Annotated in this window: 14 protein-coding genes; 1 reads left to right on the top strand and 13 read right to left on the bottom strand. The window is 50.1% G+C overall.

The annotated features are described in order from the left end of the window. Positions 1-31: 31 nt before the first annotated feature. The 12 genes from ACN6MW_RS03085 to ACN6MW_RS03140 form a co-directional block, all read right to left on the bottom strand. The gene (locus ACN6MW_RS03085; RefSeq protein WP_419874175.1) at positions 32-529 is read right to left on the bottom strand and encodes a DUF1854 domain-containing protein; all 498 of its coding nucleotides are present in this window, start codon (positions 527-529) and stop codon (positions 32-34) included. Further along, a complete protein-coding gene (locus ACN6MW_RS03090) occupies positions 529-2,721 on the bottom strand; it encodes an ABC transporter ATP-binding protein (protein ID WP_419874176.1) in 2,193 nt (730 codons plus the stop codon). Before ACN6MW_RS03090 ends, ACN6MW_RS03085 begins: the two co-directional genes overlap by 1 nt. A 106-nt stretch (positions 2,722-2,827) precedes the next feature. Next, the gene (locus ACN6MW_RS03095) at positions 2,828-4,111 is read right to left on the bottom strand and encodes an endo-1,4-beta-xylanase (protein WP_419874177.1); all 1,284 of its coding nucleotides are present in this window, start codon (positions 4,109-4,111) and stop codon (positions 2,828-2,830) included. A 105-nt stretch (positions 4,112-4,216) separates the two neighbouring features. After that, complete coding sequence (locus tag ACN6MW_RS03100; protein ID WP_419874178.1) at positions 4,217-5,164, bottom strand: carbohydrate ABC transporter permease; 948 nt, start codon at positions 5,162-5,164, stop codon at positions 4,217-4,219. Positions 5,165-5,180: 16 nt separating this feature from the next. Next, positions 5,181-6,095: a carbohydrate ABC transporter permease gene (locus ACN6MW_RS03105; RefSeq protein ID WP_419874179.1), complete on the bottom strand. Its 915-nt coding sequence runs from the start codon at positions 6,093-6,095 to the stop codon at positions 5,181-5,183. Beyond that, entirely contained in the window at positions 6,092-8,650 is a 2,559-nt protein-coding gene (locus ACN6MW_RS03110) for a DUF5696 domain-containing protein (protein WP_419874180.1), read from the bottom strand. The genes ACN6MW_RS03105 and ACN6MW_RS03110 overlap by 4 nt, the downstream gene beginning before the upstream one ends. A 16-nt stretch (positions 8,651-8,666) precedes the next feature. After that, positions 8,667-9,293, bottom strand: a complete 627-nt coding sequence (locus ACN6MW_RS03115) for a YIP1 family protein (protein WP_419874181.1) — start codon at positions 9,291-9,293, stop codon at positions 8,667-8,669. After that, entirely contained in the window at positions 9,286-10,752 is a 1,467-nt protein-coding gene (locus ACN6MW_RS03120; RefSeq protein WP_419874182.1) for a hypothetical protein, read from the bottom strand. The genes ACN6MW_RS03115 and ACN6MW_RS03120 overlap by 8 nt, the downstream gene beginning before the upstream one ends. A 16-nt stretch (positions 10,753-10,768) precedes the next feature. Further along, positions 10,769-11,638, bottom strand: coding sequence for a carbohydrate ABC transporter permease (locus ACN6MW_RS03125; protein WP_364153391.1), 870 nt, complete (start codon positions 11,636-11,638; stop codon positions 10,769-10,771). A 4-nt stretch (positions 11,639-11,642) separates the two neighbouring features. After that, on the bottom strand, positions 11,643-12,572 hold the full coding sequence (locus ACN6MW_RS03130) for a carbohydrate ABC transporter permease (RefSeq protein WP_419876259.1): 930 nt from the start codon (positions 12,570-12,572) through the stop codon (positions 11,643-11,645). 45 nt (positions 12,573-12,617) lie between these two features. Continuing rightward, a complete protein-coding gene (locus ACN6MW_RS03135; RefSeq protein ID WP_419874183.1) occupies positions 12,618-15,503 on the bottom strand; it encodes an extracellular solute-binding protein in 2,886 nt (961 codons plus the stop codon). Positions 15,504-15,601: 98 nt separating this feature from the next. Beyond that, positions 15,602-16,984 (bottom strand): ABC transporter substrate-binding protein, encoded by a 1,383-nt coding sequence (locus ACN6MW_RS03140; RefSeq protein WP_419874184.1) that lies wholly within the window; start codon positions 16,982-16,984, stop codon positions 15,602-15,604. Positions 16,985-17,263: 279 nt separating this feature from the next. On the opposite strand from ACN6MW_RS03140, the gene ACN6MW_RS03145 reads away from it, so the two are divergent. Then, positions 17,264-18,025 carry a helix-turn-helix domain-containing protein gene (locus tag ACN6MW_RS03145; protein ID WP_419874185.1) on the top strand — a complete coding sequence of 254 codons (762 nt, stop codon included), beginning with the start codon at positions 17,264-17,266 and terminating at the stop codon, positions 18,023-18,025. A 122-nt stretch (positions 18,026-18,147) separates the two neighbouring features. Here ACN6MW_RS03145 and ACN6MW_RS03150 read toward each other — a convergent pair whose 3' ends face one another. Next, the gene (locus tag ACN6MW_RS03150; RefSeq protein WP_419874186.1) at positions 18,148-19,041 is read right to left on the bottom strand and encodes an ABC transporter ATP-binding protein; all 894 of its coding nucleotides are present in this window, start codon (positions 19,039-19,041) and stop codon (positions 18,148-18,150) included. Position 19,042 lies beyond the last annotated feature (1 nt).

Raw genomic sequence — 19,042 nt, forward strand, 5'->3', positions numbered from 1 at the left:
CACTCCTTTGTAGAAATAAGTAAGCGATCATTTACAGCACTTCTTCAAGCAATCTTCGGCTATGGGCGTCAAGCGCGTGCCAATCGGGAATTTCGCAGCGTTTGCCGCTCAGATCGGTCAGAATAATCCGGCCTCCGCCGGGATATTGGAGATGCTCATGCAGATTTCGCATCGCCATTCGGACGGGGCCAAGATGTGTCTGCAGCTCCCACAGCCACAGATCGGATTTGAATTTTACGCTGTCCACCCGCGTTACCCTGGGAAGGAAGTAGCGGAGCTGAAGCTCCTTCGTAAGCTCGGCGGTACTTTCTTCATTAAGCTCCGCGATATCGCGGATAATTCCGAGCTCATCGCCGCTCGCATTACAGATTGAGATATACTGCGAGTCGTATTGAAACGGGAACGCACGGTAGACGACAATCTCATCATATGGTTTGCCGTCAACGACGCCCTGGAGCACACCGCCTTTGCCTCGGCTGAAGCTCGCTTCGTCCTCTGATAATACCCGAATAGCTAAGCTATCCTCCATCAGCCCTCAACCCCCTTTATTTTGGACATCTCTTTCTGGGCGTCAACAAGCTTGCGGTAGACGCCCTTTTCTTTCTCGAGAAGCTGTTCGTGAGAGCCGACTTCGACGATTTTACCCCGTTCCAACACGACGAGACGGTCTGCGTTGCGGAGCGTGGACAAGCGATGGGCAATGGCAAAGGTCGTACGGCCCTGAACAAGCCGGGAAATCGCCTCCTGAATCTGCCGCTCCGTTTCGGTGTCCACTGAAGCGGTCGCCTCATCCAAAATAAGAATGCGGGGGTCATGGATGATAGCGCGGGCGATGGCTACCCGCTGCCGCTCCCCGCCGGACAGCTTGTGCCCACGTTCGCCAACCCGGGTATCATAGCCGTCCGGCAATCTGACGATGAAATCATGCGCGTTGGCAATCTTGGCTGCCCGCATAATTTCTTCAGGTGTCGCATCGGACTTGGAATACGCGATGTTCTCCGCGATCGAGCCATCAAAGAGAAACGTTTCCTGAAGGACAACACCAATCTGCTTTCTTAAATCCGATTGGCTGATATCGCGGATCGAAACACCGTCAATGAGGATGGAACCTTCATCCGCGTCATAAAACCGGCATATCAAATTGATAAATGTCGACTTTCCCGCTCCCGAATGTCCGACAAGGCCGATCATCTCGCCCGCTTTCACACTTAGGCTGATATTCCGAAGCACTGGATGATGCTTCTCATAGCCATAAGTGACCTGTTCGAAGACGACATCGCCCTTGATGGTACCGAGCGGAACCGGCTTGTGAACATCGGGCACTTCGGACGGCGTATCGATAATTTCAAACACCCGATGCGCGGCTGCCATCGCATTGCTTGCCCAGTTAATCATCTGACTGACCCACTGCAGAGGCCCGAATAACATGCCAAGATAAGCGACAAGCGCCATAAGCACCCCTAGCTGCAGCTCATCGTTCAACACCTTGCTTCCTCCGTAATACCAGATCAGAAGCGTGCCTATTCCCGCAATGAGGTTAAAGGCAGGAAATATGAACTGCCAAAGCCCTTCTGTCTTGACATTGTTCTTCACGACTTCCGCGTTCGCATCGGTATAGCGGGACAGCTCCTCGCGTTCACGGCCAAATGCCTTCACCACCCGAATACCCTGCAGCGAATCGCCGACCAGCATATTCAAACGAAAGATCGACCGCCACTGCTGGTACAGGCGGCGTCCGATTTTCGGCCATATGGTAACGGACGCCGCAACCATAACCGGAACAGGCAGCAGCGCGAACAGGGACAGCCTCCAATCCATGCTCATCATGATGATAAATATGATGACGACGCGAAGCGATTCTCCGCAGACGAAAATGACGCCGTCCGTCATGAATTGACGCATCGATTCTGCATCATTATTAACCCGGCCAATAAACTGGGAGGTCTGCCTGCGGTCGAAGAAGGCCAGCGAGAGCCTCATGAGTGACGCATAAACATCCTTGCGAACATCACCCATTAGCTTGGAGCCGACCCATATGCCGATATAACCGCGTACCGTCTGCATAACAGTAAGAAGCAGCATGGTAAGACCCAAGCCTGAAACAACGGCGAACAAAGCTGAGCCCATATTTTTGGGCTGAAGCACATCGTCGATGATGATTTTCGTCAGAAACGGCGGCAGCAGTTCGACCAAGGTGGTTAGAATCAGCAAACAGCCAGCCGCTGCCATTTGAAGCTTATAGGGCTTTGCGTAACCAAGCATCCGGGAGGCCAGCTTGCCGTTGTTCAAGCAAAGCTGGCAAACTTGCGTGCCTTCGCCGAGCGGATTGGCGCAGGTCGGGCAATAACGCGGTAGATCGCGCTCCGAAACGACCGGAAGCTCCTCTCCTTTTGCAATCGCGCTCAAGAGCTTTGCGGCAAAGCCGGCTACCGATGTCAGCTCAGCCGTATAGCGGGCAATGACTACCGGTCCGCCTTGCATGTCGGCTACGAGTGTGCCGCCTCCGACTGCGCCAACGGCTCTCGCATCCTTAAGCTCCGCAGCCGATAGCTGCATGACCGTCGGACCTTCCATCTGCATAATCATGATGTCGCGGCTAGTTACGGCGATCCATTGCTCGCCGAACCGGCCGTCAGGCAGCAGGTCTGTCTTGAAACTAAACAACAGCTTGCCTGTCAGCTGCTTCCGGAGATGCTCCGGAAGCATATCCTGCTTGGACATGGACATCATTCCCCCTTTCTTAATCTACAACTAAGCAACGATCCGATGACACTCGAAATAATCCGCTTCGGCTCCCTGTTGGCGCTGCGGTTAAGAGCTCCCCGCCTTACGGCAGCTTCGAAGGATCCACGACCGCCCAGAACGCCGGCTTCGCCTGAAGCTGCTTATCGAATAGGAACGGCGCCTCGGTACGCTTTACCGGGAACGAGCTCAGCCACGTATGGTCATCCGCAATGCCCCAAAATACGACGCCGCTGAGAATGTCTTTGTTCGCCTTGAACGCCTCGAACAGCTCACGGTACCGGTCTGCTTGCTTCTTCAACACGTCATCCGGAATATCCGCGCCGAAATCTCTGCGATCATTCCAAGCGTAGATACTCATATCGAGCTCGGTAACCAGATTGTCAAGGCCGAGCTCGCTGAATTTCCGCATCGAATCGATAATGGAATCGACCGTCGGCCCGTGTATGCCGATATGCGTCTGATGCCCGACGCCGTCGATCGGCACCCCTTTGTCCAGCAGTTCCTTCACCAATTCATACAACCTGTCGCGTTTCACCGGATTATCCGTTCCATAGTCGTTAATGTACAGCTTTGCGTCCGGTCCGCCTGCTTCGCGCGCCGCGCGGAAAGCAGTCTCGATATAATCGGTACCTGTAATCTTGTACCAGTCGCTGGCCCGCATGCCGCCCGGGTCCCCCGGCTCAATGACCTCGTTTACAACGTCCCATGATTGAATGTCGTCCTTATACCGTCCTACAATGGTACGAACATGCTTATCGAGCCGTTCAAGCAGCAATTTCTTGTTCGCATCGCGCTTCCCCGGATCCGTCTCATCGACCATCGGTTTGCCATCGGCATCCTTAAAAAACCAAGCTCCGACCTGGCTATGCCAGACAAGCGTGTGGAATCGAACTTCCATGCCGTTCTCTTTCGCAAATTTGACGATCCGGTCCGCATTTTCCCAATTGAAGCTGCCTTCTGCAGGTTGCATTGCATCCGGCTTCATCACGTTCTCCGCGACCAGCCAATTCACGTGCTTCTTGAGCAGCTCTGCCTTGAGCCCCGTTGTCTGTAACGGTTCGATGGCCGCTCCGATCGGGAAATAATCGGCGTACGTTTCCGCGAGCGATGGAATATCCGTCTGGACCGACGGCTCCGGAAGCGCTCCCTCCTTTTCTTTCTCCGGGGCCGAGGTCTGTTCAATCGGGTCCATGGCCTCTTCCGCCTTCGGACCATCCACCTGCTGAGCCGTCAGGCTTTCACCGGTACCTACAGCTTCTTTCTCGCTTGGATCAAACCGGTTGAACAGCAGCACGGTGACGATTATTGCGGCGGCTAACAAGGTAAGCAGCAAAGCGTTTCTTCGTTTGATTATTGGGCTGGACAAGCCTGAAACCACCTTCCTATGGATCATTTCAATGGATACCATAAAAGGGAACAGCCTTGCGGAAGTTTTCAGCTCCGCAAGGCTGTTCCCCTATACTTGTCAAAGCTAGCCTACTATGCCTGTTCGCTCGATACTTTCGACAAAATAGCGCTGAACGAACAAATAAATAATAATGAGCGGTAAAATCGCGAGCAGAATCCCCGTATCCTGCACCATGCTCATATAGAACGGATCTGCCTTTGACGCATCGCCGCCTTGAAGCTGAATCGCCAAATTGTACGGCAAGGACGACAATTGCGTTGACATGACTTTACTCGAGGTTAAATACGTCGTCGTAAAGAAACTGTCGTTCCATTGCCATACAAACGAGAAGAGCGTCGTAGTAATAATAGCCGGCACCGCATTAGGCAGCATGATCCGCGTAAACGTTGACCCTACCCCGGCGCCGTCGATGTACGCCGCTTCCTCGACTTCTTTGGGAATCCCCCTGAAAAATTGCCGGAAGATAAAAATATACAATCCCGCTTTGAGCGAATTCGCTGTAAGCGAAGTCAGAATAAACGGCCAATAGGAGTTGAGAAGATTAACCGATTTCCCGGCAATCAAAGGAATCAGCCCCATTAAGGTGAAATCCTTCAGATTTAAATAAATCGGGATGAGTATGGTTGTTGGCGGTACGAGTATGGTCAAAATGACGCCTGCAAAGAGCAAATTGCTTCCTTTGAATTTCAGGCGGGCAAACCCGTATCCGGCGAGCGCGCAGGAAATCGCGGTCAGAACCGTGGTCGTCGCCGATAGCGTAAAGGTATTGAGCAGCGTCTCCCAGTAGTCCATGATCCTTATCGCGTTCAAGAAATTGTCCAACGTATAGTGCTTGGGAATCCATACGACGATCGGCGAATAGAGATCCGTTTTGTCCTTAATCGCTGTCGAGATTTTCTGAAGGATCGGGTACAAGATAACGAATGATAACCCGGCGATCAGCGTTAACCGTATGATTGTCCAAAGCCAGCGCTTCCAGCTTTCTAACGATAACAATCGAGAAACGGGCATCTCATACACCTTCTTTCTATTCGTGGTAAAAGACTTTTTTGGATATAAAATATGAGCTGATCAATAAAATGACGGCAATCGCCAGAAAATAAATCCAGGCCATCGCCGAGCTGAGGCCAAAGTTGAATTTGACAAAGCCCGTATCACGAATCAAGTCCGTTAACGCATTACGCGAGAACGAATCAATAATCGTGTATATCATGTTGACCAGAATAAGCGGACTGACCATCGGAAACGTAATTTTCCAGAAGGCTTCATAGCCGGTAGCTCCCTCGATCTTTGAGGCTTCGTACAGCTGAGGGGATATCGTCTGAATACCGGCAAGAAAAATCAGAATCTGAACGCCCGACTGACTGACGATTTGGTAGATCCGGTCTACCGCACCCGTAAGATAGTTCACTATGGTCTCGCTTACGCCGGCTTGAAGCATCATTCTGGCAAGTTCGAAGCTTCCAAAAGCATTCATAACGCCGCCGGAGCCTGCATTTTGCTCGTTGACGGCTTGGATCAAGCTGGTGCTCTCAAGGGTCATAATAACCCCCGAGGCCAGGATGACCGGCAAGAAAAAGATGGACCTGGCCACAGATCGGCCAAAAAACTTCTGGTTCAGCAATACCGCGAGGAACAAGCTGAATATAACGATCAGCGGTACGTTTACCACCATATTTACGATCGCTTCCGTCAGAATCCGATTAAAGGTAGCATTGACGGTCAAGGCTTCCACGTAATTCTTCCAACCGGAAAACGTGACCGTTATGCCTTCCGCATTGGCCTTGATCGTGCTGAAGCTGTAACGCAAGGATGACAGCAAAGGAATAAAGAAGAAAAATACAAATCCAAGCAGCCAAGGCAAGACGTAGACAAAGCCCCAGAGCGCTTTCTGCTCCGCATACGTCCTTTGTTTCATGCCGAGCTTCGTTAAGGATTTCATGATTGCCCACCACCTGTAATATAGCTCTCGGCTTCGACCGTCCTGCCGCCCGCCGTTACTTGCGAACGGTTATAATTCACAATGACATAAGCGCCATTCTCATAGACCGTTTTGAACACGCCTTCACTCAGCTTCTCATGCCCGGTGATCCGCTCATGCCGGACATTTTTCAGAAACCCGTTTACCTCCTGATAAATCTCGGCGGCCTGGTCGATCCACAGCTCGTAATTAACGGCGTACAGATCGTTATATTCCGTATCTTTCACCTTATGATTCGGCTCATAGATCCACTCGAAGTAAACGCCCGCACCGTATTCCAGGCATTTGAGCACGTATTGCTTTACATCGGTGTAGGTAGAAAGATTATATGGCGCTCCCGTATAATCGATAAATCCGCGGACGACCATTTGATAAAAAGGAATCTCTTCATCCTCGATTTTAAAATTACTGTTCGACATAGGCGCATTTGTGATGTCGCTTAGGTAAGGAAGCGCATAGGCATTTCCTCCGTCCGCCATCATCGTGAGATTCGCTTCGCGGATCTTGTTCAGCGATTGGACGGATATCCCCTCAGACTCTGCCCGATCGACTTGATTGTTCTCGCGGTAATCGCTGTTCAATTGGTCCGCCAAATCCCGCAGCGAAATGCCTCCGGTCTTAAAGCCGCCAAAATCCTTCAGCATGGCATCCGTGAATTTCCCAACCCTCTTCGGCGAGACGACATAGGACGGCGACCGGTCCCGGTCGCGTCGGTTTAGCGCCTTGTCGAGCGGATAAAGCGCTGCCGGAACTCCTCTTAGCGTTCTGGAAGCTTCCTTCGTCTCATTGAATCCTGACCCTGAATGGGCAGTTAGAATCGCAACGTCCGGATAGAATGAAATTCCCTGATCCTCTGCAAACGATACAAAATCCTTCAAGCCTTTGCTCCCGCCGATCGTCCGGTCAACCGAGAGGTTATCCGGAACCTCGTGATCCAGGCCTTTGTTAAACCAGCCGGAGTACTTGAGCTTGATTTCGTGAATGTTACGCTGCTGCATTTGTGTAACAATGCTTTGCGCTTGTTCGAATGTCGTAAGCGGCTCCAGCGCTTGATACGGAATTCCTGCGATATGCTTCTTTTTGGATATGCTTCCGATCAGCTGCAGATAAAAAGGGATATCATCCTTTCCGTCAGCCGCCTCCAGATGAGGGAGACCGTTGTTCTGCATCAAATATTGCTGGTAGTACGCAGCCATTCCTTGATAAGAAGCATCTTCGCCGTCAAGAAACGCATATCGGACCGTCAGGTCGCTCATTACCGGATTTTCTTGAAACTTTGGCAGCGAGCGCTGTTGTCCATTCGCATCCAGGTTTAAATCGCCCTTGTTCAGAACGGAGAAGCTCGGGTAGACGTAGTTATAGCTGTTCAGCCTGCCGCTGATGTCGGCATTAATGGTCGCTACGGACTCGCCTTCTTCAATAATGCCGAGAAACGCGCCGCCCTCGCGGATCATTCCGAATACCGGCAGCCTGGCCTCTTGCGTTCTAACCGCATTTTCGATCGTATCCATCGTCTGGTCTGTTCCGTATATTTGCTGCTGGTAGGCTGGATAATTGGTTTTGCCGTTGTTAAAATGGATCAGCGCCCCTGCCCCGTCCGGAACAAGGATGGAGCCTTTCGACTCTGGTCCCCCTGCGCCAAAGAAGCTCAGGAGCGAAATCGTGTTCACCGGGTATTCCTCCGGATATTGGATGCTCGAAACCGGAACTTTGGCGACAAGACTATCCCCATCCAGGACATATTCAATCGATGCAAGGAAAATCCGCGGCTCCGGCTTCGTCTGATCCAGATGGTTCTCCGCGATGTCCGCTACCAGATCCTCCTCCGTATAACCCGCATCCTCGAACGCCTTGAGCGCCCGGTCAAGCTGAAGTCCTTTCAGCGCACCGTCGTTTCTTTCATATACCGAATTTTCTTTGTTTTCGGTATAGGCGATTTTCAATGCCCGCTTCCCCGTATTATCCAATTTACTTAACACTTTTTCTTCAAAACGGTCTTTGCTCATCTTCATAGGCATGTCGTCCATCGTTTTTTTGCTCGTTCCGAACTGATACGACACCCTTATGCCGCTTGGAATTTCTTCGAATTTGATCTGCTTGTAAACCACGCTGTCCGAAAAGGAATTGACTGCGCTCAGCTGTCCGAACAAATTATAAAAATCGATTTTCAATTGCGAAGACAATACTCCCTTATTAACCCCTGCGGCTAGCGGGTCCGATTCGCGTTCAGGCGGATTGCTGTGCCATATTTCGCCGCTTTGCTTATGAATGACCGCAACAGCGCCTGTCTTATCGTCCACAAACAATTTTAATAAATCATTTTCAGCTATTCCTTTCATGCCGGCCACGCGGGCATCCGTGAAGGAAACGCTCAGAGCCTTTCCTTGCGTAAATGCCTCGGCAAGCTGTGCGCTATCTTCCGCCTGATTAACCGTGCCCCCATCCGAGCAGCCGGAAACGAGCAGCCCTACCAATAAACATGAGGCAAGCAGTACGTACCTTGCAGCTTTGTTCATCTCTCCTCCTCCTTCCTTAGTTCCTCATAACCAATTCTTGATAGATAACGGATATGAAGGCGATGATCTGTTGGACCAAGCTGAAGAACAGTAAACCGATAAAGGCCATAAAGCCCATCGCTACGACCGTCAGAATGATGATCCCGATCGTTTTGGACGGCGTAAATTGATGCACCGTCATATTCGCGACAAATAATAGAAAAATAAACCAAATGACCGCAACGCTATTCGAAAAATAATAAAATGTCGTCTCTTGCAGCGAAATGACATTGCTTAGCCAGATCCACGGGAAGTTAATAACGACCAGCGGAATCATGGCAAAACAAGTTGAGGTAAAGATTTCGACAAACTTCCCTTCCCCGTCCAGCAAGGTTGTGAGCGACCAGTTGGCCACGCACCAGAACAATACCGGCACAACCACGTACATGATTTCCATGAAGCTGTTCATCTCGTTCGGATTGAATAAATGAACGAGGAAACCGCTGTATTGGCTGCTTAAAATATTCGTAACGGCCAGCAGGAACACAACCGCAAATGCAATGATTAAATTGAGCTTCTGACTGCGGTCATATTTCAGGTCCCAGTAGCCGTTAAAAGGATGAACGATGAGATTTAACGGATATTTAATCCACTCTTTACTCAATGGAGACACCCCTCTTTCTTACCGACGTTTTCCGATACTTTCTCGCTGCCAGTGCACCGGCTGCAAGTAGGACGATAACGGTCATGATCGTCGTGAAATGCTCTCTCAATACTTGTTTCCGGAAGAGCAGGAAAGCCTTCGAATAATTCTTTTGATCCATGCTCCGTTTAAAATACTTCATCGCCTCTTCGTAATCGCCTTGCCTTAGAAGCGACTTACCGATGCCGGCATAAGCGAATTCAAGGTTCGCATTCATGTTGATCGTTTGATTGAACAATTGATAGGCTTTCTCTTCATCGCCCCTATAATAGCTTCTAACGGCTTCATTGAGCGTCCGGCCGTACTCCGTCGTTTGGAATAACGTAATCTCCCCGAGCGCCTTATCCAAAACGAGGAAATCGTCTCCGATCCGTTCAATCGCCACCGGCGTATTGAATTCGCCCAATTGGTTGCCCATCCCCCCGAAAACGTACATAAAATGCCCGTCGCCGCTGTAGGTAAAAATCCGGCCCCGCTTGGCATCGAGGACGGAATACATCTCGCTGTCCGCGACATCGATATCCACAAGTCTGGAGGGGCCGATATCGCTAGAATAACGAATATCGCCTTGCGGATTGTAATACCCGGTTCTGCGCAATATATCGTTGCCCTGCGCATTCAGCTTTTTGATATTATCACCCCAAAGATCCCCATTGGTTGCATAAATGAACCCTTCGTTATCCATATCCAGGTTCGTAAATTCCGTCGGCGTAAACATGACCATCTGGCTCCGCTGCGCCTTTGTCGACATCCGCTTCCAGAAGTATTCAACCGGATCGACATAAACGCGGTTAGCGCCGATAAATGAAGTGAACGCCCCGTCCGCATTAAATTCCATGAAGCCGTCGAATACGCCGGTCGCCATCACATAAGTCCGCTGCGCCTTGTCCATAATGACCCTGACCGGTTGGAACTGGAAATTAGCTTGCAGCAGCTCGGATTCCGGCGCTTCGACAACCTTAACCAGCTTGAAATTCGAATCGAGATGAACGATGCGATTATGGCCCGTATCGGCAACAAGCACATGCTTCTGATCCGTTACGAAGAGGCCTTGCGGATTTTGGAAATGGTCGGCTTGCCCGTCCCTTTCAAAGGAATCGATCGTGGCTGCCGGCTTGAATTTCTCATCCAGAATGACAATCCGGTTATTGCCGGAATCCAGCACATAGATTTGTTTGTCCGGCGTGACGTAAAGATCGCTCGGATCTTTGAACGGCCCTACTCCAAGGCCTAGCCCGCTCAATAAAGTCGTTGCCTGGTAAGCGGCGGGCGAGGCAACGGTATCTCCCCAGAATGAGTAATTATAGGATGCGGCGGCTCCGTCTTCAGCCTGGACGAGCGCTCCTCCCATGCTAACGCCCAGTAAACAACAAAGAGCAATAAGGAGGTGTGCTCTCCCTTTTTGTATGCGTTTAAACATCGTGCACGGCTCCCTTCTAATCCTTCATCCCGGAAGTCGCCATCGTCTGAATGACGCTGCTCTGGGAAATAATAAAGAGCGAAATCGGAACAATCATCAAGAGCAGCGCGACTGCCGCTCCAACCCCTGCTCTGGCAATTCCCCCAAGCGTAATCTGCCCCAACGCAAAGTGAAGCGTCTTTAGATTCTCACTGTAGATAAAGCTGCCTCCATCGGTTCCCCACAGCATCGGAAATTGCAAAATCATGAGCGTTAGCCATGCAGGCTTAACATTAGGCATAACGATACTCCAGTAAATCCGGTACTCGTTAGCTCCGTCTATTTTGGCCGCTTCCAGCAGGGCATCCGGAATTTGTTCCATAAATTGCTTCATCAAGAAGAGCCCTAACGGGAAAGCCAATGACGGCACAATGATAGACGCATGCGTATTGATCCATCCCAGCCAGGACATCACCATATAGTTGGGAATGGCCGTTACATGCGGAGAAAACATCAAGGACAGCACGACGATGGAGAAAAGCGTTTTTGATCCCATGAATCGGTATTTGGCCAGCGGATAAGCCGCAGCGGATGCCAATAAGATATGCCCCACGGTGCCGACAACCGTAATCAGCAGCGTATTGGCGATATAGCGCGATAGCGGCACCCACGAATTCCCCATCAAGGACAGCAGATCATAAAAGTTATCCAATGTCGGATTGTTCACGAAAAACCGCGGCGGGAAAATGAACAATTCGTCAAGCGGCTTAAAGGCATTGTTCACCGCATAAATTAACGGCAGAGCCATAAAGGACCCGAATAAGGCAAGGAGAACGAACAGCAAAAAGCTGACGGTAAAGGAGCGATTGAGCTTTTTGGGCGTTCGAAAGGCCGCCATCATTTTCATGTCGTCACTCACCTATCTTTCTCAACATTTTTTGCGTCAGCATGTTGGTCCCGATCATAAGCCCGAAGAGAACCGTTGCGATCGCGGACGCGTAGCCCATCTCGAAACGGATGGTGCCATAATCCATCAGATGCGTTACGACGGTATGCGCCGCGTAATTGACGCTTGGAAATCCCGCAAGCGCGATCGATATGTCAGCAACGGCAAACGAACCGGTAATCTGCATGACCGCGCCGAACAGAAGCTGCGGCCTCATGGAAGGCAGCGTAATGAACCAAAGCTCCTGCCAGCGGTTCTTAATTCCGTCTACCGCCCCTGCTTCAACCAGCGTTTTATCGATCGTTTGCAGACCGGCGATAAAGGCCAAGAAGCTGGTTCCCAGACTGAGCCAAAGCTGAACGATCATGACAATGGTCAAAATATATTTCTCGTCCAGCAGCCATTGAATCGGTTCCAATATAAACCCGATCTTCATCAGGAAACCGTTCAAATAGCCGTAGCTGTCGCCGGAAAACACGATCAGCCAAATAAAGAACACATTTCCTGAAATCGCCGGCGCATAAAAAATCAACGTCATGAATGCGCGCACCTTGGGCGAAAGCTCGTTGATGATCCATGCAAACAAGAAGCATGCGATATAGCTGACCGGACCGGTAATGACCGCGAACATAAACGTGTTCTTCAAGGCGATCATAAAAACATCATCGTTTAGAAACAGCCTAGAATAGTTTTGCCAGCCCACAAAACGCGGAAATTCAAGCATATTAAAATAGAAGAAACTTAAGCCTAACGAGAAAACGACCGGAATAACGGTAAATAAGAAGAAAATAATCATGTAAGGACTCATCAATAAGTAGTAATGCTTGTTTCGTTTCAACTCATTCACGACATAAGCCAACTTGGATCTCTTCTTCGGACGAATGGAGCCCTTCATGGCTTGAGCGGTTGTTTCTGCTTGCACCCGGCTTCCTCCCCCTAACTAATACGGTAAATTAAATTCTTTCCGCTTAATCTCAATTTCATCGTTAATATAGAGGATATAATCCGAGAAGGCTTCGCGGGGATTCTCATTGGCATTCACGACTTTCCGGAAGGCATTGTCCAAATGCCTGCCCGTAAAGTAACCGCCCGGAACCTGCGGAATGCCTCTGACCCATTGCCACTGGCTCTCTAAGTTGTTGTAATCCTTGACCGGCCAAGGCAGCTCTTCAAGCGCCTCAATATTGGCCGTCGGATACCGGGCCGCCTCGCCCATAAGGCCCTCCATTTCACGTCCGTAAGCAATTTGGGTTTCCTTGTCCGTCCACCATTTCATAAATTGCCAAGACGACTCTTTATCATCCGAATTTTCCAGCATCATGACGCCGGTTGTGTGGCTGGCTACTTCATTGTTGGTCGTGCCGTCCGCAAGCTTCGTGCCCGGAACAACGGTGAAGTCCCATAAGCCTTTGATCTCCGGGGCCATGACCGTCAGCATGTTGTACGTCGTATAGTCTGCAATGCCAATCGGCATCTCGCCCGTTCTGAACCGGTTCGGGAAGTCAGCTTGCAACGGGAACTTATAGCTTGTATAAAATTGCGTCCACTTTTTAAAGGCGTTCATCGAAATTTCGGAATCGAGTGCGCTCTTCTTATCGTCACCACGATAAAATTCGCCGCCGTTCTGGTAAAGCAGCATAGAGAATGTCGCATTCGGAACCAAACTCGCATTCGTGGCCTCAAGCGGCAAATAAAACTCCATGTTATGCTTCTGAAGAACCGAAATCATGTTATAGATATCCTGCCAGGTTTTCGGCGGAGTCAAATTAAGCTCCTCGAGGATATCTTTGCGATAGAACAACATCGGGAATGTCTGCTGCTCCGGGAGGGCAAATACTCCCTCATCGTATTTGTACGGCGTAAGTCCGCTGTCGCGGAACCTTGAAGCGACTTCATCGTAATCCGCAAAGCGCGACAAATCGGCCGCAGCGCCCCTCATCGCATAGTTTACCGGAACATCCTCGCCGATCTGCATGGCCACGTCCGGCCCCTCGCCGGCAAGCGTAGCCGGTAGAAGGATGTTGCCCGGAACGAGCTTCAGCTGAACGGAAATATCCGTATCCGGCGTAAAGGAGTCGTCAATCAACCCCTTCAATACTTGCGCCTGATCGCGTCCGGTGGTAATCCACACCGTAACCGAACGATTTTTCTCTTCGGTATTTCCGATGTTGTCATAATCTTCTGTATAAGAGGCTGCATAGGCTCCGAGCTCATGTCCTACCTCTTCCAGCAATGTGGCTTCCGCTCTCGGAAGTTCGCGGCCTGGCGAAGAGATAACAAGATAATCAAGCGAAAGCGGCTGCTCCCGCACGGTCAGGATCCACGTTCCCAGACCGCCGACATTGACCTTGTATGCATCCAATCGCTTGGCAACCGTTTCAGGATATGCCGCCAAATCCTTTAGTTGGCGAACCATCGAGTGAAGGACGGCTACCTTGTCGCTTCGTTCACCTGTCGCCTGCTCGAGATAGTCCGCTACGCTTTGAATCGTTTCGGCTTGTTCCGTGAAAACCTCCACCATATCAGGAATCCGCTTCTCCAGTTGATAATCGCGAAACGGATCCGGCTTATTCGACGTAATCATTAAGATTTTCCGGTACATCTCATTCAACTGCAGCACGCTGGACTCGATCGTCTGAAGCAAAGGCGCGATTTCGCCGAGGGAGACCATCATTCGAATACGATGCGAGCCTTTGGTCAAATGGTAAGAGTAGGGCTCATCGCCGCCCAGCACATTCATCTGCCAATCCCTTTCAAAGTTAAAGCGAATTCGCTTCATTTCCTCAAACGAATATTTTCCGTCGATCATAAGACTGCGCGTGGCGTAGACGCCGCGAAGCTGGTCCTGCTTTTGTTTTAACGCAATTTGATACAAACCGTCCTCTTCTACCTCAAATTCCCACTCGATCCACTGCCCGGGCAGCTTCCAGTTCAGTCCTCCGATGGTGTTGATTCTGATTTTTGATACGTCATATGGAATAACCGTTGGACTAGACCTGTCGGACATCGGATATAAGGTCGGGGAAGACTTGAACGCTGCGTCCTCCGCTTGGATGAGGATATATTGATCCTTGACAGGCTTTATACCTCCGGCTGTATACTCGCTCTTCAGCTCTTCGTAAGTCTTCAACTCCTGATCTTGGTAAAGCTCAATATAATCAATCGCCATGGGCTCTCTTAACGCCGTCAAGGAAAGCCTTTGCATGCCTTTATCGAAATAGAAGGAATAAGGCTCATCATAATAACCGTATCTGTCGGTGAGCGCGGTGATTTGCCATACAGGCTTCTCAACCTGTCTCGGACGCAGGTCGTTTCCTCTGTCGTCTCTCTTGATCTCTTCGTTCCGATCTCCCCATACCCGGTCAAACAAAATAATATCAGCGCCCTTAAAGGGGACTTCCTGATTAATAGCAAATTGTCTTTCAATGGCAGAGCTCTTTCCCTCGATCGGATAATAATGAATTCTAACGTTGTACAAACCAGGCTGGTCCATTTGAACATCCCAACCAATAGATCCCGTCTCCGGCGTAATTACCGCTTTCCCGTCCAAACCATGAAGCTTCTCTGCGACTTCAAAACCGTCCCCGACGGTTTCGGCATAATTCTCCCCCTCGATTCGGATGACCCCTTCAGGCCGCTTCGCTGTCGAGTGGGAATTTATATATTCGTCATAACCTTCTTCTCCAGCCGATTCCGCTTCAAAATCAGACATGGCCCGAACCTGCCCGTTATTTGTCTGATTTGAAGGGTAGAAAGCCCAAATGGACAATACAAATACGGTAAGAACAAGGATGACGATTACATACTTCTTCTTTCTGATGTTCAATTTTTCTCCCCTCCTGCAGCATGAAGTATTTAATCCAATAACAGTCCCCATTATAGAAAATTTCTAAATGGGGACTGCAAGGCAATCGCTATGAATGGTTATGAGCCAAACACTTCGTCAATCGCCGCTTGGAATGTCGATTTATACTTTTCGACGACTGTGGATACCGAAACTCCGCTATTCAGTTCGCCGACGAAATCATAAAACTTCAGATTCGGGAACGTATTGTGGTCGAGGACGATCATATTCGGCGCAACCATTTTGGCGTTGTTGATGTCATCCTCATTTTTAAACAAAGTCTCATACCAGCCTTGATCCGGATAATCATACATGGAATCGATATCGTTAATCTTTTCCCAGATATACATTAGCTGCTCGGGATTCTTAACTGATTTTGGAATCGTCAGAGCTTGGAAGAGCGCTTCCGCGGAATGATAGGTCGTAGCATTCGGTCCCTTCGGAAACGGAATGAAACCGAGCTCATAATCAGGCATATCCGTCTGGAAGCCGCTTAGCTCCCACAAAGCGCCTGCATACATAAGTGTGTTGCCTTGACGGAAGAACTGACCAGGCTCCGTCCAATCGCCGCCTTCCGTCGGTCTCGCTATTTGCTCCGTAGCCAAGCGGGAAACGAAATTAAGCGCATCAAGCGTCGCAGGATCCTCTAGATTTTGCTTGTCTCCTTTGGTGAGTCCTGTATTGTTGGAATACAGAGCCTGGTCCATAAGCGAAGAATTCGCGAGACCCCAAGTATCCAGCTTGCCATCGTTATTCGTATCTTTATTGGCCTCTTTGGCAACTTGAATGAACGTTTCCCAATTCCAGTTATCCTCGTTCACATACTCTTGCAGCGCTTTCGCACCTAGCTGATTCATAAGCGTACGGTTGTAGAATATGCCCTGAACCAGATTAGCCTGACCCTCGCTGAAGCCGTAACCTTTGCCCTCATACGTGTAATACTCATTCGTGACCTTCTGATTGAACGCCCTAGGGTTCTTCGTGTACTCGTCGATTGGCCACAACAGATCTTGTTTCACAAGCGTCGGAACCGTGTACGTTTTGCCCAATCGGACGATATCGCCGATCGGTTCGCCCGCCAGCAAGGATGCGGTGACTTTCTGCTGGTACTCGCCGTAATCGATAGCGACATATTCCACTTTGAAGTTATGCTTCTCCATTAACGCATCCAGGTTTTTCTTGCGCTGAATATTGTCCGGATTGTCCTCCGGAATCGTCATATCCCACCACGATACGATTTTGATCGTTTTACCGCCCAAGTCGAAATCCATCTCCGGCGTGCTGTTCACTTCTTCCGCATTGTTCTCCGCCGCATTGTCAGGCGTCTCGGTCGCGACGCTGTTCGTGCCGGCGTTGGTTCCCTTGTTGTTACCGGTGTTGTTGCCGCTGTTGGAACCGCTGTTGCATGCTGCGAGAACCAGAACCATTGCGCATAACAGAACCATCATCTTGCGAATCTGCATACTTAATCCCCCTTAAGATTTGTGAGCACATTAAAAGTGTAGCGCTTACATTTTGCAGCAACAACCTGTCGAAAACGAGATATTCCACCCGTCAAATTATAGGTCTAGAACTGACATTTCGAATCCAATAACGCTAAGAAAGACAAGTAGTAAACAACGGCTAACGATATAAAGAAAAGCACATTGTTAATCATTCGTGTATTTTACATAATGAAAGCGTAATCTTTTGCAGGCATGAGGGAGTCAGGCGTGCCGCGAATACAATGGGAGGTAAACATTGTGTATAAGGTACTGTTTGTCGATCTGAATGATCATTCGGGAGATAAGACACTACATACGCTTGATTGGAACAGCATGGGTTTTGCCTTGGAAGGTTATGCCGACGCTTCCGCAGCCGCCATGACTTTATTCGCACAGCATCGTTTCTCGCTTATCGCGATCAATATGAAAGGCGCTCACGCAGAGGGTCTCGAGCTGTGCGACCAGATCCGCAGCAAAAGCCGCCTGCCGATAATGCTCATTGGCGGGGGCAATGACTTCCAGCTCGCAAGAAAGGCGATGTACTATCAAGTCAGCGACTATTTACCCGATCCCTTGTCAATTGATGAGTTAACGGCAAGCATGCAAAATTTGAAGCGGGAGCTCGACTCCGCCCTATCAACGAATGATAACGAGCATTGTTTGTCCTTATCCGAAAATGATTCTTCCCCGCAGGGCAACATTATCGATAAAGTGAAGGAATACGTGGGAGAAACGCTGCATCAGAACATCACCTTGAAAGAAATATCCAATATTTTGCACTTCAACTGCTCTTACCTGGGACAAAAATTCAAATATCAAGAGAACATGACCTTTAACGAATACCTGCTGCAACAGCGCATGGAGAAAGCCAAATCCCTACTCGAACATACCGACATGAAAGTTTATAAAATCGCTAACGAAGTCGGATACACCGAAATGGATTGGTTCTACAAAAAATTCAAATCGTACACCGGTGTAAGCGCTAACGAGTACAGGAAGATGATCTCGATTACGGCATGACCCGTAATGGATTGCGATATCGGCATAAGCTCATTTAATCGTGGAATCCTTAATCATCAGAAAAGAAAGCCGCTTGCTTTGTTTGTCAAAGCAAGCGGCTTTTTAGTTTGTTCCTGTATCGTTCAGCCCGTCTTCCTGGCCTCCGGCGGATAAAGAATGATGCGGCCGTCCTCCATCTCCACGCGCACTTTGTTGCTATCCTTGAAGCCCTCCAGGTCGAGGTAGCCGGCCGGAATCTGCAACCGGCCCGCCTTATCGACAACGGCATACTCAATATGGCTCTCTGTCCCGTGCCGGGCGCTCTCTGCGTCCAGCAGCGCCATTTCTTCCGCATACGATACCCGGCGAATCATCTCCGCCGACGTCTTGCCGTCACGGATTTGAACGACTCGATCCACCTTGCGCGCCAGCAGCGGATCATGCGTCACGATAACAATCGTAATGCCGATCGTCCGATTCAGCGTGCGGAACAGATCCAGCACCTGATTGGACGTTTTCGTGTCCAGTGAGCCTGTCGGTTCATCGGCTAACAGCAGCCTCGGCTCGTTCGCGAGGGCGATGGCAATCGCCACCCGCTGCTGTTCCCCGCCGGATAGCTCGCTCAGCCGATTCATCATACGGTGGCCGAGTCCAACGGCTTCGAGAAGCTCGATCGCCCGTGCCCGGCGGTGTTTGCCGCGCAGCAGCATCGGCAGCTCGACATTTTCCCTTGCGGTCAGGTACGGAATCAGGTTTCGCGCATTGTTCTGCCATACGAAACCGACCGTATCCCGCTTGTACTTCACCAGGTCCTTCTCGCCAAACGTCAACAGATCCTTCCCGTCCACAAGCAGCTTGCCGGCTGACGGCTTGTCCAATCCGCCGAGCATGTTGAGCAGCGTTGACTTGCCGCTGCCGGAATTGCCGATGATGGCCATCAGCTCGCCGTCTTCGATCTTCATATCGAGCCCTTGCAGGGCGACGACCTCAAGATCCGCGGTTTTATAAATTTTGACGAGTCCTTCACATTGAATCATA

The sequence above is a fragment of the Pristimantibacillus sp. PTI5 genome, from assembly GCF_048572955.1.
Taxonomy (GTDB): Bacteria; Bacillota; Bacilli; order Paenibacillales; family Paenibacillaceae; genus Pristimantibacillus.

Bases quoted from the DNA above. Each gene is read 5' to 3' on its own strand.
- ACN6MW_RS03090 (WP_419874176.1), bottom strand. From the start codon at position 2,721: ATGTCCAAGCAGGATATGCTTCCGGAGCATCTCCGGAAGCAGCTGACA.
- ACN6MW_RS03120 (WP_419874182.1), bottom strand. From the start codon at position 10,752: ATGTTTAAACGCATACAAAAAGGGAGAGCACACCTCCTTATTGCTCTT.
- ACN6MW_RS03150 (WP_419874186.1), bottom strand. From the start codon at position 19,041: ATGATTCAATGTGAAGGACTCGTCAAAATTTATAAAACCGCGGATCTT.
- ACN6MW_RS03110 (WP_419874180.1), bottom strand. From the start codon at position 8,650: ATGAACAAAGCTGCAAGGTACGTACTGCTTGCCTCATGTTTATTGGTA.
- ACN6MW_RS03105 (WP_419874179.1), bottom strand. From the start codon at position 6,095: ATGAAATCCTTAACGAAGCTCGGCATGAAACAAAGGACGTATGCGGAG.
- ACN6MW_RS03085 (WP_419874175.1), bottom strand. From the start codon at position 529: ATGGAGGATAGCTTAGCTATTCGGGTATTATCAGAGGACGAAGCGAGC.
- ACN6MW_RS03100 (WP_419874178.1), bottom strand. From the start codon at position 5,164: ATGCCCGTTTCTCGATTGTTATCGTTAGAAAGCTGGAAGCGCTGGCTT.
- ACN6MW_RS03130 (WP_419876259.1), bottom strand. From the start codon at position 12,572: ATGAAGGGCTCCATTCGTCCGAAGAAGAGATCCAAGTTGGCTTATGTC.
- ACN6MW_RS03140 (WP_419874184.1), bottom strand. From the start codon at position 16,984: ATGCAGATTCGCAAGATGATGGTTCTGTTATGCGCAATGGTTCTGGTT.
- ACN6MW_RS03125 (WP_364153391.1), bottom strand. From the start codon at position 11,638: ATGAAAATGATGGCGGCCTTTCGAACGCCCAAAAAGCTCAATCGCTCC.